We start from the raw sequence: 19,411 nt of genomic DNA, 5'->3' as shown, positions 1-19,411 counted from the left end.
GAGCGGTTCCGGTCGGGCCGGCGGTGGATGCGCCACCGGGCCCGGAGGATCGGCTGCCGGAGCCGGCGGGTCGGCCATCGGCGCGCGTGCGCCGGCCACCGGCTCGGCGGATTCGGTCGCCAGGCCGATGGTTCCGGGCGCCGGGCCCTCCGGTCCTCCCGCCGGACTCGGTGGTGGGCCGCTCGCCGGGTGGCCTGCTCACCGGATCCGGTGAGCCGGTCGCCGGCCCGGTCACTTGGACGCGCACCGGCGCCCCGCCCAATCCCTTGCCGTATCAGGTCGCCCACCTGCCCGCCCGCCCGTCCGCTCCCGCACCAGGTCACCGCACCGCAGTACCGCCCCACCGTCGCGCACACCGGCGTGTCACCTCCGATCCGGCGTACCGCCCCCGAGGCGGGGCCGGGGTTGTCCGTGTGGCCCGCGCCGCATCGTCCCGCTCCCCAAAGGACTTCACCCATGACGGACCTGCACGACAAGCCCGCACCGGCGTCCTCCCTGCCGCAGGCCGCTCCCGCCGCCGGCGCGCCGGTGAGCGCGGCGGATCCGGCGCATCCGACGCTCGGCGAGCTGTTCACCGCCTGGGTGGGCCGCACCCCGGACGCGCCGGCCCTCACCGACGGCCGGCGCACCTGGACCTACCGCGAACTGGCCACGCGCGCCGACCGGCTGGCCACACACCTCTTACAGCGGGGCGCGGGGCCCGACCAGGTCGTGGCCCTCGTCCTGCCGCGCTCCATGGAGCTGATCGCGGCCGAGCTGGCCGTCGCCCGGGCGGGCGGCGCCTTCCTGCCCGTGGACCCCGCCTACCCCGCCGAGCGCCGAGCCCTGATGCTCGCCGACGCCGGCCCCACGGTCACCCTGGACGATCCGCGCCGGGTCGCCGAGTTGCTCGGCACCGGTGAGCTGCCGGACACCGGGGACCCGGGACACGTCTGCGCGGACCACGCGGCCTACGTCATCTACACGTCCGGCTCCACCGGCACCCCCAAGGGCGTGACCGTCACCCACCGCGGCATCGGCGGCTTCGCCTCGGCCGCCGCAGAACGGTACGCGGTGGGTCCCGGCGACCGGGTGCTCCAGTTCTCCTCGCCGAGCTTCGACGCCTCCGTGCTGGAACTGTTCGTCTCCGTCCTGTCCGGTGCCACGCTCGTCGTACCGCCGCAGGGGCCCTGGCTGGGCGACGAACTCGCCGCGGTCCTGGACGAGCACCGCATCACCCACGCCCTCATCCCGCCCGCCGCGCTGGCCACCCTGCCCGACCCCGCCCAGGGCACCGCGCGCCACCTGCGCACGCTGATCGTGGGCGCCGAGGCCTGCTCGGCCGGGCTCGTCGACCGCTGGGCACCCGGCCGCCGCATGATCAACAGCTATGGTCCGACCGAGACCACGATCGTCGCCACCTGGACCGGGCCGCTCAGCGCCGGCCGTGGCACGCCGACGATCGGCGGGGCCCTGCCGCACACCCGGGTGTACGTGCTCGACGCCGCGATGCGGCCCGTACCGTCCGGCGCGGACGGCGAGTTGTTCGTGGGCGGCGACGCCGTGGCCCGCGGCTACCTGGGTCGCCCGGGCCTGACAGCCGCGCGCTTCGTCGCCGACCCGTTCGGCCCCTCCGGTGCCCGCCTGTACCGCACCGGGGACCGCGTCCGCCGGACCGCCGAGGGGGAGCTGGAGTTCCTGGGCCGGCTGGACCGGCAGGTGAAGATCCGCGGCTTCCGGATCGAGCCGGGCGAGATCGAGGCGGCGCTGCGCCGGGCCGGCGCCGACGCGGTCGGCGAGGTCGTGGTCGTGGTACGCGAGGACGAGCCGGGCCACCAGCGCCTCGTCGGCTACGTCACCCCGTCCGAACAGCCACCTGCCGCCGACCCGGCCGCCTCCGCCGACCCGACCGCCTCCACCGACCCCACACCCTTCGCCGACCCGGCCGCTCCCGCCCCGCTCCCGGCCCGCCCTCTCGATCCGGTCGCGCTGCGCGCCGCCGTGGCCGCGGTGCTGCCCGCGCACATGGTGCCCTCCGCCGTCGTGGTGCTGGACCGGATGCCGCTCACCCCGCAGCACAAGATCGACCGGCGGGCGCTGCCGGCTCCGGAGCGGGCGGTCCCGGCGGGACGGGTGGAGCCGCGGTCGGCCGAGGAGCGGGCGCTCGCCGCGATATGGGCGGATGTGCTGGGCGTTCACGAGGTCGGGGTCACCGACGACTTCTTCGACCTGGGCGGTGAGTCGATCCTCGCCGCCCGTGTCCTCGCCCGCGTCCGGGACGAACTGGGCGTCCGGCTGACCGTACGGGACGTCTTCACCGCGCGGACCGTCGCCGCTCTCTCCCCGCTGCTCGCCGACCCGTCGGCCGCCGTGGCGCCGGAGCCGATCCCGCCGGCCCCGCGCGAGGGCGGCCTGCCGCTGTCCAGCGCGCAGCGCCGGCTGTGGTACCTGGACGACCTCACCGCGGGCGGTACCGAGTACAACACCGGTGTGGTCCTGAGGCTGCGCGGCGCGCTGGACCCGGACGCGCTGCACCGCTCACTGCTCCGTCTCGCGGCCCGGCACGCCTCCCTGCGCACCACCTTCCCGACGGTCGACGGCCAGGCCGTCCAGCGCGTCGCGGCGGAGCCGGAGCTGCCCCTGCGGACCGCCGACGTCGCCGACGTACCGGACGCGCGCCGCGCCGAGGCCGCCGAGGCCCTGCTCACCGAGGAGCTGAGCCGCCCCTACGACCTGGCGGCCGGCCCGCTCACCCGGGCCCTGCTCGTCCGGCTCGCCACCGATGACCACCTGCTGCTCCTTGCCCAGCACCACATCGTCACCGACGGCTGGTCGGTGGGCATTCTCACCCGTGAACTCGCCGCCCTCCACCACGCGGAGACGACCGGCGAGCCCGACGCACTGCCGCTCCCCGCCCTGCAGTACCCGGACTACGCGGTGTGGGAACGGGCGCGGCGGGCCGGTGACTCGGACGCCGGCGACCTGGCCTACTGGAAGCGCCACCTGGCGGGCATCCAGCAACTGGAACTGCCCACGGACCGGCCGCGTCCCGCCGTACGCACCACCGCCGGCGCCGCCCACCGGCACACCCTGCCCGCGGAGTTGACGGACCGGCTGCGGCAGCTCGCCGCGGGCCGCGGCACCACGCTGTTCACCCTGTTCGCGGGCGCCGCGGCCCTGCTGTTCTCCCGCTACTCGGGGCAGCGGGACATCGCGTTCGGCACCGTCACCAACGGTCGCGGGCGGCGGGACCTGGAGGATGTTCCGGGCTTCTTCGCCAACACGGTCGTGCTCCGCGGCGAGGTGGACGAGCGGGCGACCGTGGACCGGTTCGTGGAGACCATGCGGACGACGGTGCTGGACGCCTTCGCCCACGACGGGGTGTCGTTCGACCGGGTGGTGGAGGAGCTGGCCCCGCCCCGCGACCCGAGCCGCACCCCGCTGGTCCAGGCGCTCGTCGTGCAGCAGACCGGGCTGCCCGTGCCGCCGCTGACCGGCGGTCTGCGTGTCGGCGAACATCCGCTGCCCCGCCCGGCCGCCCGCTTCGACCTGGTGCTGGAGTTCACGCCGGACGCGGACGGCGGCTGCGTGCTGACCGCCGAGTTCAACACGGACCTGTTCGACGCGGCGACCGTGGCCCGGATGACCGCCCATCTGCACCGGCTGCTGGAGGGCATGGCGGACGCCCCCGGCCGCACCCTGGCCGAACTGCCCATGCTCGCGGCCCAGGAACGGCGCACGCTGGTGGACAGCTGGAATCCGCCCGCCCGCCCGGCACGGGAGACCGGGTACGGCACGCTCCCCGGACTGCTGCACGCCCGGGCGGCCGACACCCCGGACCGTACCGCCGTCGTCTGCGGCCCGGTCCGGCTGGACTACGCCGAGGTCGCCCGGCGCGCCAACCGGCTGGCCCGGCTGCTCGTCACGCGTGGTGCCGGCCCGGAGACCCTGGTCGCGCTGTGCCTGCCGCGCTCCGCCGACCTCGTGCCCGTGCTGTGGGCGGTCCTCACCTCCGGCGCCGGTTATCTCCCCGTCGACCCGGCCTACCCCGCCGAGCGCGTCCGCCTCATGCTCGACGACGCCCGGCCCGCCCTCGTGATCGCCACCCGCGAGACCGCCGCCGCCCTGCCGCCGGAGTGCGCACCGCTGCTCCTGGAGGACTGCGCGGCACCGGACGCGGCCGACACCGGGCTGACCGACGCCGACCGGCTCCGGCCGCTGCTGCCGGACCATCCCGCGTACGTCATCTACACCTCGGGTTCCACCGGCCGCCCCAAGGGCGTGGTGGTCACCCACCGCACCGTCGCCGCGCTGGCGGAGTGGGCGCGGGAGCGGTTCGGCGCCGAGGGGCTGGCCCATGTGATCGCCTCCACCTCCCTCAACTTCGACGTCTCGGTCTTCGAACTGCTCTGCCCCCTGGTGGCCGGCGGCATCGTCGAGGTGGTCGCCGACCTGCCGGCCCTCGCCGACGGAGCCGGGCCCCGGCGGGCCGGCCTGCTCAGCGGGGTGCCGTCCGTCGTCTCCCGGCTGACCGCGGGCGGCACCGCACCCGTGACCGCCGACACCGTCGTCCTCGCCGGTGAGGCCCTGCCCCTGCAGACGGTCCACGATCTGCGGGCCGCCATGCCCGGTTGCCGCGTCGCCAACATCTACGGCCCTACCGAGGCCACCGTGTACGCCACCGCCTGGTTCGCCGGCGACCGGCTGCCGGAGCAGGCCCCGCCCATCGGCGGTCCGGTGGCGCTCACCCGCTGCTACGTCCTCGACGGCCGCCTGCGGCCCCAACCGGTGGGCGTCACCGGCGAGTTGTACCTCGGCGGCGGCGGCCTGGCGCGCGGCTACCTGAACCGCGCCGGACTCACCGCCGCCCGGTTCGTCGCCGACCCGTTCGGCGTGCCGGGGGAGCGCATGTACCGCACCGGCGACCTGGTGCGCCGGCGCCCCGACGGCGGGCTGGAGTACGTGGGCCGGATCGACCAGCAGGTCAAGGTCCGAGGCTTCCGTATCGAACTGGGCGAGGTGGAGGAGGCGCTGCGCGGCTGCGCGGGCGTCGCCGAGGCGGCGGCCGTCGCCGCCACCGACGCCGAAGGCCACCGGCGCCTCGTCGGCTACGTCGTCCCGGCCGCCGGCGAGCGGGCGGAACCCGAGGCCGTACGCCGGGAACTGGCCCGTACGCTGCCCGACTACATGGTCCCGTCGACCGTCGTCGTGCTGGACACCCTGCCGCTCAACCCCAACGGCAAGCTCGACCGCGGCCGGCTCCCCGATCCCGGCCCCGCCGTGCGCGCGGTACGGCACGTCGCGCCCCGCACGCCCACCGAGCGGACCCTCGCGGCGATCCTGGTCCAGGTGCTGCGCGTGGAGCGGGTCGGCGTCGACGACAACTTCTTCGAACTGGGCGGCGACTCGATCCTCAGCATCCAGGTGGTGGCGCGCGCCCGGCAGGAGGGTCTGCCGCTCACCTCGCGGGACGTCTACCGGCACCAGACGGTGGCCGCCCTCGCGCACTGCGCGGACGCCGCCGCGGGCCCGCGCGAGGCCGCCCCCGCACCGGAGGCGGCCAGCGGCACGGCACCACTCACGCCCATCCAGCGCTGGCTGTTCGGCACCGCCGGCGAACGCGCCGGCCACTTCTCGCAGGCGCTGTCCGTCCGGACGCCCGAGGACCTGGACCCGGCGGCGCTGGAAGAGGCCCTGAACGACCTGGTCGCCCACCACGACGCCCTGCGCTCCCGCTTCACCCCCGGCGACGCGGCCGACACGGCCGGCTGGTGCGTCGACGAGCGGGCGCCCCGCCTCCGCCTGGGCCGCCACACCGGCCCGGAGACGGACACCCCGCACTTCGGCCCGTTCGACCTCGCAAGGGGACCGCTGCTGCGGGCCGTGCTGCACGACTCCGGCTCCGGCCTGCCCGCCCTGCTCCACCTCGCCGTCCACCACCTCGTGGTCGACGGCGTCTCCTGGCGGGTGCTGCTGGAGGACCTGGACCGCGCCTACCGGGCCCGGCGCGCCGGCGAGGACGGCGCCGCGGCACTGCCCGCCAAGTCCTCGCCGCTGCGGCAGTGGGCCCGCAGGCTGAACGCCCACGCGGCGGACGGCGGCTTCGACGACGAGCGCGGCTACTGGGCCGAGGCGGTCCCCGGCCATGAGCCCGCCCTGCCCGCCGAGCCGACCGGCGGCCCCGGCACCTACGCCGCGCAGCGCTCGCTCTCCGTGCGCCTGAACCCAGAGGCGACCTCGGCCCTGCTGCGCACGCTGCCCGACACCTACCGCACCCAGGCCAACGACGTCCTGCTCAGCGCCCTCGGACGGGCGCTGTGCGGCTGGAGCGGCCGGGACCGGGTGGTGGTCGACGTCGAGGGACACGGCCGCGAGGAACTCTTCCCCGAGCTGGACATCAGCCGCACGGTCGGCTGGTTCACCACCCGGTACCCCGTCGCGCTCACCGTCCCCGAGGACGCCGGCTGGGACGCCGTACTGAAGCGGGTCAAGGAGCAGTTGCGCGCCGTACCGCGGCACGGCCTGGGCCACGACGCGCTGCGCCGGCTGGCCGCCCCCGGGTCGGCACCGCGCACCGCGGAGGCGCAGATCAGCTTCAACTACCTGGGCCGCATGGACACGTCGGAGGACCCCGACGGCCTCTACCGGGGCACCGTGCGCCCGCTGGAGCTGGACGCCGACCCCGCGGCCGAGCGTCCGCACGCCCTCGAGGTCGTCGGGCAACTCGTGGGCGACAGCCTGGAGTTCACCTGGTTCTACGCGGACCGGCCGGGCCAGGAGCACACGGTCGCGGACCTCGCCGGGCGCTTCGCCGACGCGCTCGCCGACCTGGCCCGGCACGCCGCCCGGCCCGGATCCGCCGGCCGTACCCCGTCCGACTTCCCGCTGGCCCGGCTCGACCAGGCCGCCGTGGACCGGATCACGGGCGCGGACCCGGCCGCGGTGGCCGACGTCCTGCCGCTCACGCCCACCCAGGCGGGCATGCTCTTCCACGGCCTGTCCCAGGACGACCGCGGTGTCTACGTCCAGCAGCTGACGTTCGTCCTGGACGGCGTGCCGGACCCGGCGGCCCTCGCCACCGCCTGGCAGCACGTGACCGACCGCGCCGAGGTGCTGCGCGGCCGGGTCGTCTGGCAGGACGTACCCGAACCGCTGCTGGTGGTGGAGCGCCACGCGGCCGTGCCCGTCACCCACCTGGACTGGCGCGACCTGACCGAGGACGAGCGCCGCGCCCGGCTGGACGACCTGCTGGCCCGGGACCGCGCCGAGGGCATCGACCTCGGGCGGGCCCCGCTGCAGCGGCTGCTGCTCGCCCGCGTCTCCGGCACCGCGGTGCGCGTGGTGTGGTCCTTCCACCACCTGCTGCTGGACGGCTGGAGCATGTTCCAGGTGCTCTCGGACGTCTTCGCCCACCACGCCGGGGCGGGCCCCGACGCCCTCCAGCACCGCCCGCCCTACCGGGACTACGTGGCCTGGTTGCGTCGGCGCGACCAGGAAGCGGCCGAACAGCACTGGCGGCGCCGCCTGTCCGGCCTGGCCGAGGCCACCGCGCTGCCCTACGACCGTGAGCCGCGCGAGGCCCACCGCGCCGAGTCCACGCACGCGGTCAACAGCACGCTGCCCGCCGCCACCACCCGGGCGCTGGAAGAGCTGGCCCGCACCTCCGGCCTCACCCTCAACACGCTGGTGCAGGGCGCCTGGGCGCTGCTGCTGGCCCGCCAGGCGGGCCGGGACGAGGTGGTGTTCGGCACCACCGTGTCCGGCCGGCCGCCCGAGCTGCCCGGCGCCGAGGCCATGACCGGCCTGTTCATCACCACCCTGCCCACCCGGGTCACCGTCCCCGGCGACGGCACCCTGACCGACTGGCTGCGTGCGCTCCAGCAGGACCAGAGCGAGGACCGGCGCTTCGACCACCTGCCGCTCACCCGTATGAAGACGTACACGCAACTCCCGGACCGGATCGGGCTGTTCGACAGCATCGTCGTCTTCGAGAACTACCCGGTGGACGACGACCTCGCCGCCGCCAACGGGCTGCGCCTTACCGGCCTGGAAGGCGTCGAGACCACCAACTACCCGCTGAGTCTGGTCGTTTACCCGGGGACGGAGCTGGCCCTGCGTCTCGGCTACGACCCCGAGCTGTTCGACGCCGGCTCCGCCGCCCGCATGGCCGAGTACCTGACCGTCCTGCTCACCCAGATGACCACCGGCTCCCGACGGCCGCCCACCCGGCTGCCGCTGCTCGGTCCGGACCGCAGCGAGCAGGTGCTGCACGCCTGGAACGACACGGCCACCGAGCTGCCCGGCACCACCGTCGCCGGCCTCTTCGCCGCACAGGTGGACCGCACTCCCGACGCCGTGGCCCTGGAAGCCGGGGACGAGCACCTCACCTACCGCGAACTGGACGCCCGCGCCGACCGGTTGGCCGCCCGGCTGGCCGGCCTCGGGGTACGGCCGGAACACCCGGTCGGTGTCCTCATGGACCGCTCCGCCGAGCTGATCGTCACCCAGCTGGCGCTCGTGCGCACCGGTGGCGTGTACGTGCCGCTGGACGGCAGGGCACCGGCGGAGCGGCTGCGGCGGATGCTGGCCGACGCCGGCGCCGGCCTGCTGCTGACCGACGCCGCCTGGGAGGGGACGGCCCGGGAGGTGCTGCCCGGCGACGGCGTCCTGCGCGTCGACGCCGGCTCCGGTGCCGACGGTCCGGCCCCCGCCCGCGCCGTCCACCCGGACAACGTCCAGTACCTGATGTTCACTTCGGGCTCCACCGGCATCCCCAAGGGTGTCGCGGTGCGCCAGCGCGACGTCGTCGCGCTCGCCCTGGACCGGGCCTTCGCCGGGCACGACCGGGTCCTCGTGCACTCGCCGCACGCCTTCGACGCCGCCACCTACGAGGTGTGGGTGCCGCTGCTGCGCGGCGGCACGGCCGTCCTCACCCCGCCCACCGACCTGGACGCCGTCCAGGTCCGGCGCGCGGTCACCGAGCAGCGGGTGAGCTGCCTGTTTCTGACCGCGGGCCTGTTCCGCCTGCTCGCGCAGGAGGACCCCGGCTGTCTGCGCGGCGCCCGCGAGGTGTGGACGGGCGGGGAGGCCGTGCCGGGCGCGGTCGTGCGCCGGGTCCTGGACGCCTGCCCCGGCCTGACCGTCGTGGACGTCTACGGCCCCACCGAGACCACCACCTTCGCCACCCGCCGGGTCTTCCGCTCCGGCGACCCGCTGCCCGCCGTGCTGCCCATCGGCCGCCCGCTCGACAACACCCGGGTGTACGTCCTGGACACCGCCCTCCAGCCCCAGCCTCCCGGCATCCTCGGCGAGTTGTACATCGCCGGCGCCGGCCTGGCCCGGGGTTACGCGGGCCGGCCCGGGGCCACCGCCGCCCGCTACCTCGCCGACCCCTACGGCCCGCCCGGCACCCGCATGTACCGCACCGGCGACCTCGTGCGCTGGAGCGACGACGGCGAGCTGCACTTCGTCGGCCGCGCGGACGACCAGATCAAGATCCGGGGCTTCCGCGTGGAACCCGCCGAGATCGAGGCCCGGCTCACCGACCACCCGGCCGTCGCCGAGGCCGTCGTCTCCCTGTACGAGCACGGCGGACGCAAGCGGCTGGCCGCCCACCTCGTGCCGGCCGGCGCCGCCACCGTGCCCTCCGCCGCCGCCACCGTGCCCTCCGCCGCCGAACTGCGCGCCCACCTGGCGGCCGGACTGCCCGACTACATGCTGCCCGCCGCGTTCGTCACCGTGCCGGAGCTGCCGCTGACGGCCAACGGCAAGGTCGACCGGCGCCGGCTGCCCGCCCCCGACTGGTCGGCGGGCGTCGAGCAGGCCCACCGCTCCCCGCGCACCGACACCGAGCGGATCCTCGCCGGGATCTGGGCCGAGCTGCTCGGCGTGGCCCGGGTCGGCGTGGACGACAACTTCTTCATGCTGGGCGGCGACTCCATCCTCAGCATCCAGGTGGTCTCCCGGGCCCGGGCCGCGGGACTCGCGCTCAGCCCCCGCGACCTCTTCCGGCACCCCACCGTGGCCGAACTGGCCGCCGCCACCGCCGGTGCCGCGCCCGCCGTCGCCGGCACCGAACCGGTCGGCGGAGCGACGGATCTCCTGCCGATCCAGCACTGGTTCCTGGACCCGCGCCCGGCACACCCCGCGTTCTTCAACCAGTCCGTCGTCATCGAGGCGGCCGGCGCCGTCGACCAGGACGCCCTGCGCGCCGCCCTCACCGCCCTGTGGACGCACCACGACGCCCTGCGCGCCCGGTTCGCCCTCGACGGCGACGGCACCTGGCGGCAGGACGTCGCCGCTGCCGACGCCCCGGTCCCCGAGCTGCTCCAGGTCCACGACCGGGCCGACGAGGAACGCGTCACCACGGCCGCGCACACCGGACTCCGGCTGGACACGGGCCCGTTGCTCGCCGCCCGCCTGTTCACCGCCGACGGCACCCGGCCCGCCCGGCTGCTGCTGGCCGCCCACCACCTGGTGGTCGACGGCGTGTCCTGGCGGATCCTGCTGGAGGACCTCGAGACCGCCTACCGGCAGGCCGCGTCCGGCGAACCCGTGACGCTGCCCGCCCGCACCACCTCCGTACGGGAGTGGGCCGGCCGGCTGCGCGACCACGACCGCTTCGCCGCCCAGCTCGCCCACTGGGAGCGCGCCGCCCGCGCCTGCGCCGGCCCGCTGCCCGTGGACTCCGACGGCGGCAACACCATGGCCGACGTCCGCGAGGTCACCGTCCGGCTGGACCGCGAACACACCGACGGCCTCCTGCGCCGCGTCCCCGGCGTCTACCGCACCCGGATCGACGACGTCCTGCTCACCGCGCTCGGCCGGGTCCTCGCCGACTGGGCCGGACGCGACACCGTCGCCGTCGGCCTGGAGGGGCACGGCCGCGAGGACCAGCTCTTCGAGGACGTCGACCTGTCCCGCACGGTCGGCTGGTTCACCTCCCTCCACCCGGTCGCCCTGACCGTCCCGGCGGGGGACTGGGGCACCGCCCTGAAGGCGGTCAAGGAGCAGTTGCGGGCCGTACCCGACCGCGGACTCGGCTACGGCGTGCTGCGCCACCTCGCCCGCGAGGAGCGGCTCACCGGCGCACCCGGGCCCGGCATCAGCTTCAACTACCTGGGCCGCTTCGACTGGTCCGCCGGCACCGGCGCCCTGATCGGGTCCGTGCCCGGCGGCCTGGGCGGCGCCGAGGCACCGGGCACCGAACGGCCGCACCTGCTGGACGTCGTGGCCCGCGTCGAGGACGACCGGCTGGAGATCACCTGGTACTACAGCGCCGGACGGCACCGCGCGGAGACCGTCACCGCGCTGGCCGACGGCATGCTGCGGGCGCTCGGCGACATCGTCGCGCACTGCGCCCTGCCGGACGCGGGCGGCCGTACCCCGTCCGACTTCCCGCTGGCCCGGCTGGACCAGGCCGCCGTGGACCGGATCGCCGGGGACGGCCGGGACGTCGCGGACGTCCACCCGCTGACCCCCATGCAGGCCGGCATGCTCTTCCACAGCCTGCTCGACGCCGACAGCCGCACCTACCTCAACCAGGTGCAGCTGGTGCTGTCCGGCGTCACCGACCCCCGCGCGCTCGCCGAGGCATGGCAGCACACCGCGGACGCCAACCCGGTGCTGCGCACCCATTTGGTGTGGCAGGAGACCCCCGAACCGCTCCAGGTCGTCCGGCGCCGGGCCACCGTGCCCGTCACCCACCACGACTGGTCCGGATGGTCCGCCGGACGCGCCACGCGCGAGCTGGACCGGCTGCTCGCCGAGGACCGCGAGGCGGGCATCGACCTCGGCACCGCGCCCCTGATGCGGCTGATGCTGATCCGGCTGGCACCGGACCGGGTCCGGCTGGTCTGGACGTTCCACCACGTGCTGCTCGACGGCTGGAGCGCGGCCCAGGTCTTCGACGAGGTCTGCGAGCGGTACGCGGCCCTGACGGCGGGGCGCCGCCCGCACCTGCCCGAGCGCCGGCCCTTCGCCGACTACCTGCGCTGGCTGGCCGGGCGGGACACCGGCCGCGCCGAGCGGTACTGGCGTGCCACCCTGGCCGGCTTCCCGGCGCCCACCGAACTGCCCCGCGACCGGCGGCCCGCCGAGGCCCACCGCGCCTCCTCCTCCGGGTCCGTGCGACTGACCCTCGGCGCGGACGTCTCGGCCCGGCTGCGGGAGACCGCCCAGCGGGCCGGGCTGACCCTCAACACGGTTCTCCAGGGCGCCTGGGCGCTGCTGCTGTCCCGCTACGGCGGCGGGGACGACGTGGTGTTCGGCACGACCGTCTCCGGCCGGCCCGCCGAACTGCCCGGCGTCACCTCGATGGTCGGCCTGTTCATCAACACCCTGCCCACCCGGGCCCGCGTCGACGGGCGGCGGCCGCTGCTGGACTGGCTGCGCGAACTGCAGGAAGCCCAGGCGGAGGCCCGGCGCCACGACTTCGTCTCACTGGCGCAGGTGCAGTCGTGGAGCGAGGTGCCCGGCGGCACCGGCCTGTTCGACTCCATCGTGGTCTTCGAGAACTACCCCTTCGACGAGGGATCCCTGGCCCGGCACGGCCTGGCCATGGAGCAGGAGCGGGACCTGGAGCCGACGAACTACCCGCTCAGCGTGATCGTCGCGCCCGGTGACACGCTCGCCGTGAACCTGGACTACGACCCGGCCGCCTTCGACGCCGACACGGTGGAGGCGCTCGGCGAGAGCCTGCGCACCCTGCTGACCGGCATGGCCGACGCGCCGGACCGCCGCCTGGCCGAGCTCCCGCTGCTCGACCCGGCCGAAGGGCGGGCGCTGCTGGCCCGGTTCGGCGGACCGGTGGCCGAGGCACCGCAGGGCACCCTCCCCGAGGCGTTCCGGCGGCAGGCCGAGCGCACCCCGGACGCCCCGGCCGTCCGCCACGCCGGCACCTGCCTCACCTACCGCGAACTCGACGCCCGCTCCAACAGGCTGGCCCGGCTGCTCATCGCCGCCGGCGCCGGACCCGAGCGTTTCGTCGCCCTCTGCCTGCCCCGCACCGCCGACCTGGTCGTGGCGCTCCTCGCGGTGCTCAAGAGCGGCGCCGCCTATCTGCCGGTCGACCCGCAGTACCCCGCCGAGCGCGTCGCGTTCCTCTTCGAGGACGTACGGCCCGACGCCGTGATCACCGCCGCGGAGACCGCGGGCCGGCTGCCCGAGGGTCCCTTCACCCGGATCCTCCTGGACGAAGGACCCGGCGGCGAGCCGGCGGACACCCCCGTCGGCGACGCCGAACGCCGCGGCGCCCTGCTGCCCGGACACCCCGCCTACGTCATCCATACCTCCGGCTCGACCGGCCGCCCCAAGGGCGTGGTCGTCAGCCACGCGTCCGTACTTGCCCTGACCGACTGGGCGGCGGCCGAGTTCACCGGGCGCGGACTTGAGCACGTGGTGGCGTCCACCTCGCTCAACTTCGACGTGTCGGTCTTCGAGATCTTCTCGCCGCTGCTGTCCGGCGGCTGCGTGGAGATCGTCCGCGACCTGCTGGCCCTCGCCGAGCGCCCCGGGCCCTGGCGGGCCGGACTGCTCAGCGCCGTGCCCTCGGCCCTGGACCGGCTGCTCGCCGAGGACGCCGTCCGCATCACCGCCGAGACCGTCGTCCTCGCGGGCGAGGGGCTGCCCGCCCGAACCGTGGACCGGGTCCGCGCGGCCGTCCCCGGCAGCCAGGTGCGCAACATCTACGGCCCCACCGAGGCCACCGTGTACGCCACCGCCTTCACCTGCGACCCGGCCGACCCCGACCGCGACCCGCCGATCGGCCGCCCGCTCGGCGGCGCCCGCGCCTACGTCCTGGACGAGCGGATGCGCCCGGTACCCGCCGGCGCGCCCGGCGAGCTGTTCCTCGCGGGGACCGGCGTCGCCCGCGGCTATCTGCGCCGCCCCGGCCTGACCGCCGGCCGCTTCCTGCCCGACCCGTTCGGCCCGCCCGGCAGTCGCATGTACCGCACCGGCGACCGGGTCCGCTGGACGGCCGACGGCGACCTCGTCTACCTCGGCCGCGGTGACGACCAGGTCAAGGTGCGCGGCTTCCGCATCGAACTCGGCGAGGTCGAGGCGGCGCTGGCCCGCCACCCGGCCGTGGCAGCGGCGGCGGCCCGGGTCGTCGAACACGCGGGCCACCGCCGCCTGATCGGCTACGTGGTGCCGCGCACGTCGGACGCGCCGGCGCCCGCCGACGACCACCCGACCGTCCCACCGGCCCGCGACGGCCATGCGGAGACTCATCCGGCCGGTCTGCCGACCCGCGACGGCCGTGCGGAGACTCACCCCGCCGTCCCGCCGGCCCGCGACGGCCGCGCGGAGAACCGCCCGGCCGGTCTTCCCGACACCGGTGAGCTGCGGGCCTTCCTCGCCCGCAGTCTCCCCGACCACCTGGTTCCCGCCCTCGTCGTGCCGTTGGAGCGGCTGCCGCTCGGGGCCACCGGCAAGCTCGACCGGCGGGCGCTGCCCGTGCCCGAGTGGGCCGCGCCGGCCGCCGGGACGGCCGTCCGGCCGCCGCGCACCGAGGCCGAGCAGACACTCGCCGCCATCTGGTGCGAGGTGCTGGGCGTGCCCGAAGTCGGCGCCGACGACAACTACTTCACGCTCGGCGGCGACTCCGTCCTCGGCATCCAGATCGTCTCCGCCGCCCGCCGGGCCGGACTCGCCCTGACACCCCGGCACCTGTTCACCCACCAGACCCTCGCCGAACTCGCCGCCGTGGCCGAGCGGATGCCCGATCCCACCGAGTCCGCCGTCATCGCCGAGCAGGGCCCGGTGACCGGTGACGCCCCCCTCACCCCCGTGCAGCACTGGCTCCTGGACACCCTCACCGGCGACCCCGCCCACTTCAGCCAGACGGTCTCCTTCGAGCTGGCCGCGGACCCCGACGAGGCGGTGCTGCGGGCCGCGCTGCGCGCCGTACTGGAGCATCACGACGCGCTGCGGACGCGGTTCGAGCCGGCCGGCACCGGAGGGTGGCGGCAGTACGGCACCGCACCCGGCGACCGTGACCCGCACCTGGAGGTGCACGACGGGGCGGCCCCGGACGAGGTGGCCGGTGCCCTGGGCGCCGGGTTCGACCTGGCCGGCGGGCCGCTGCTGCGGGCCGCGCTGTGCCGGCCGGGCGACGGCGGGCGGCCGGTGCTGCTGCTCGCCGCCCACCACCTGGTCGTGGACGCCGTGTCCTGGCGGCTGATCCTGGAGGACCTGGACACCGCCTACCACGCGCTGCGGGACGGCCGACGTCCCGCCTTCGCCCCGAAGAGCACATCGTTCGTCGCGTGGGCGCGGCGGCTCGCCGAGCACACCGAGGCGGGCGGCTTCGACGGCGAACTCGCCCACTGGCGAGGCCTCGACGCCGGCACCGCGCTGCCCACGGACCACCCCGGCGGCGCCAACACCGTCGCCGAAGAGGACAGCGTGACCGCGGGACTCGACGCCGAGGAGACACGCCGGCTGCTCCAGGACGTGCCGGACGCCTACCGCACCCGCGTCAACGACGTCCTGCTGTGCGCGCTGGGCCGGGTCCTGGCCCGCTGGACCGGGCGGGACCGGGTGGCGGTCACCCTGGAGGGCCACGGCCGCGAGGAACTGTTCGAGGACACCGACCTCGCCCGGACCGCCGGCTGGTTCACCGCCATGTACCCCGTGGCCCTGGACGTGCCGCGGGACGCGGACACCGGCGGCGTGCTGAAGGCCGTCAAGGAGAACCTGCGGGCCGTACCCCACGGCGGACTCGGCTACGGCGCGCTGCGCTTCCTGCACCCCACGGCCGGCCGCGAGCTGCCCGCCCTGCCGCCGATGTGCTTCAACTACCTCGGCCGGCAGGACCGCACCAGCACGCCGGGCGGCCTGCTGCACGCGCCGCACGACGGGCTCTCGGGCGGCATGGACACAGCCGCGGACCGGCCCTACCTCCTCGACGTACTCGGCCGGGTCACCGGCGAACGGCTGGAGTTCACCTGGTCCTACTCCCGTGAGGTGCACCGGCGCGAGACCGTCGCCCGGCTGGCGGCCGAGCTGACCGGGGAACTCCGCGCGATCGTCCGGCACTGCGCCGAACCGGGCGCCGGGGGCCGTACCCCGTCCGACTTCCCGCTCGCCCCGCTGGACCAGGCGGCCGTGGACCGGCTCGTCGGCGACGGGACGGACGTGACGGACGTCTATCCGCTCACCCCCACCCAGACCGGCATGGTGATGCACGGCCTGGACGACGCCGAACACGGCCTGTACGTCGAACAGATCACCTTCGTGGCGGACGGTGCCCGCGACCCGCGGACGCTGGCCGCCGCCTGGCAGCACGTCGTCGACCGCACGCCCGTGCTGCGCACCTCCGTCGCCCTGCGCGGTGTCCCCGTGCCGCTCCAGGTCGTCCACCGGGACGTGACCCTGCCGGTCACCGAACACGACTGGAGCGGGACCCCGGCGGACCGGCGCGACGCGGAGCTGGAGCGGCTGCTGGCCGAGGAGCGGGCCCGAGGCCTCGCCCTGGACCGCGCCCCGCTGCTGCGGCTCGCCCTGGTCCGGCTCGGGCCGGACGCGGTCCGCGTGGTGTGGACCTTCCACCACGTCGTGCTGGACGGCTGGAGCGTCTTCCACGTCCTGTCCGACGTCATGGCCGCACACGCCGCCCTGGTCCGCGGCGAGCGGCCCCGGCTGCCCGAGCGCAGGCCGTTCGCGGACTACGCCGCCTGGCTCGCCGCCCGCGACAACCACCAGGCCGAGGAGCACTGGCGCGGCGCCCTGGCCGGTCTCGGCGCCCCGACCCCGCTGCCGTACGACCGCAGGCCCGCCCCGGACGCCACGGCCCGCTCCGGCACCTGGCTGTCCCAGCGGCTCGGCGCCGAACAGACGCACCGGCTGCTGGAGTTCGCCCGGCGGCACCGTCTCACCCTCAACACGCTGGTGCAGGGTGCCTGGGCGCTGCTGCTGGCGCGGTGGAGCGGGGAGCGGGAGGTGTGCTTCGGCACCACCGTCTCCGGGCGGCCCGCCGGACTGCCCGGCGCCGACACCATCACCGGCCTGTTCATCACCACCCTGCCCGCCCGCACCGAGGTCGACGGCGGCGCCCGCTGCGACACCTGGCTGCGCGCGTTCCAGGAGGCCCGGGCCGAGGACCGCCGCCACGACCACCTGCCCCTCAGCACGCTGCACGCCCTCACCGGACTTCAGCCGGGCGCCGCCCTGTTCGACAGCCTGGTGGTCTTCGAGAACTACCCGGTCGGCGACGCCACCGCGGGCGCGCACGGGCTCGCCCTGCGGGACCTGGACGCCCGTGAAGCCACCAACTACCCCCTCACCGTGGTCGTCTCACCCGGCGACCGGCTGACCGTCGAACTCGGCTACGACCCCCGGTGCTTCGACCGGGCCAGTGCCGTCTCGCTGGCCGGGCAGCTGCTGCACACCCTGGACGTCCTGGCCGCCTCGGACGGCACCGCCCGCCTCGACGACCTCGACGTCCTGCCGCCGGAGCAACACCACCGGCTGCTGCACGGTCCGGCCCGCCCCGGACTCGGCCCGGTGCCCGCCGCCACCCTGCCCGCCCTGGTCGAGGCCGCCGCCGACCGGTGGCCGACCGCACCCGCGCTCGACGCGGCCGGCGCGCCACTGACCTTCGCGGAGACGGAGGACCGGGCCAACCGCCTCGCGCACCGGCTCATCGCCCGGGGCACCGGACCCGGCGACCTCGTCGCCCTGCTGCTGCCCCGCTCGGCGGACATGGTGCTGGCGCAGCTGGCGGTCACGAAGGCCGGCGCCGCGTTCCTGCCCGTCGACCCCGCCTACCCCGAGGAGCGGATCGCCCTGATGCTGCGCGACGCGGCCCCCGCCCTCACCCTCGACACCAAGGAGATCGCCGGCCTGCTCACCGCCCCGCCGGACGACGTGCCCCGACACCGGCCCACCGACGCGGACCGGTCCCGCCCGCTCGACCTGGACGACCCGGCCTACGTCATCTACACCTCCGGCTCCACCGGCACCCCCAAGGGCGTCGTCGTCACGCACCGCGGCCTCGCCGCCTTCTCCGCGGCCGAGGCCGCCCACTACCAAGTCGCCCCCGGCGACCGGGTACTGGCCTTCGCCACGCCCAGCTTCGACGCCTCCGTGTTGGAGCTGTGCATGTCCCTGCCGCACGGCGCCCGGCTCGTCGTACCCCGGCCGGGACCGCTGCTCGGTGCCGAACTCGCCGACGTCCTGCGGGCCGAGCGCATCACGCACACCCTGCTGCCGCCGGCCGCGCTCGCCACCCTGCCGGCCGACACCCCCGGCACCCTGCCGGACCTGAAGACGCTGATCGTGGGCGCCGACGCGTGCGGACCCGAACTCGTCGCCCGCTGGGCACCGCACCACCGCATGGTCAACTCCTACGGCCCCACGGAGGCCACCGTCGTCGCCACCTGGTCCGCCCCGCTGGCGGCGGACGGCGCCGCACCGCCCATCGGCCGCCCGCTGCCCGCCACCGGCACCTACGTCCTCGACGCCCGGCTGCGGCCGGTCCCCGACGGCGTCACCGGCGAACTGTGGCTCAGCGGACCGGCGTTGGCGCGCGGCTACCTCGGCCGGCCCGGACTGACCGCGGCCCGCTTCACCGCCGACCCGTTCGGACCGCCCGGCACCCGCATGTACCGCACCGGCGACCTGGTGCGCCGCGACAGCGCGGGCGAACTGCACTACCTCGGCCGCACCGACCACCAGCTGAAGCTGCGCGGCCACCGCATCGAGGCGGGCGAGGTCGAGGCGGCCCTGGTGCGCCATCCGGGCGTGCTCGACGCCGTGGTGACCGTACGCGAGGACGAACCCGGCCTGCCGCGCCTGGTCGCCCACCTGCTCGCGGTGCCCGGCGCCGAACCGCCCGCCCCCGCCGAGCTGCGGGCGCTGGCCGCCCGCTCGCTGCCCGGGTACATGGTGCCGTCCGCGTTCGTGGTGCTGGACCGCTTCCCGGTCACCGAGAACGGCAAGACCGACCGGGCCGCCCTGCCCGCCCCGGCCATGACCGAGGAACGGGACCGGCCCGAGTACGTGGCACCCCGCACCCCCACCGAGGAGGCGCTCGCGGTCATCTGGGAGGAGACCCTCGAGACGGCCGTGGGCGCCGAGGACGACTACTTCCTGCTCGGTGGCGACTCCCTTCGCGCCCTGCTCATCTCCTCCCGCGCCAACGACGCGTTCGGCGTCACGCTCACCCCCCGCGACGTCCTGGTCTCCCGCACCGTCGCCGCCCTGGCGGAACTGGTGGAGGAACAGGTCCTGAGCGAACTCGAACGAGCCGCGTACGGCGACGCCGACCCGGACGCCGCGTACGCGGCCGACGGCCGGGACGCCGCTCACGACGACGCCGATCCGGGCCCCGCGCACGACGCCGGTGGCCCGGACCCCGCGGACGGCCACGACACCGAAGACGCCGCGTCCGGCGGCCACGACCACGAACGGTGAGGATCCGACGATC

At 76.0% G+C, this 19,411-nt stretch carries 1 protein-coding gene; it reads left to right on the top strand.

All coding sequences use genetic code 11. The features are described 5' to 3' along the window. Positions 1–456: 456 nt before the first annotated feature. The gene (locus tag ACFVVO_RS30400; protein WP_390059174.1) at positions 457–19,398 is read left to right on the top strand and encodes a non-ribosomal peptide synthase/polyketide synthase; all 18,942 of its coding nucleotides are present in this window, start codon (positions 457–459) and stop codon (positions 19,396–19,398) included. The last annotated feature ends 13 nt before the right edge of the window (positions 19,399–19,411 follow it).

The sequence above is a fragment of the Streptomyces sp. NPDC058145 genome, from assembly GCF_042884245.1.
Taxonomy (GTDB): Bacteria; Actinomycetota; Actinomycetes; order Streptomycetales; family Streptomycetaceae; genus Streptomyces.
Note: the sequence above shows the minus strand (reverse complement) of the source record. Positions and strands in the feature narration are given on the sequence as shown.

Bases quoted from the DNA above. Each gene is read 5' to 3' on its own strand.
- ACFVVO_RS30400 (WP_390059174.1), top strand. From the start codon at position 457: ATGACGGACCTGCACGACAAGCCCGCACCGGCGTCCTCCCTGCCGCAG.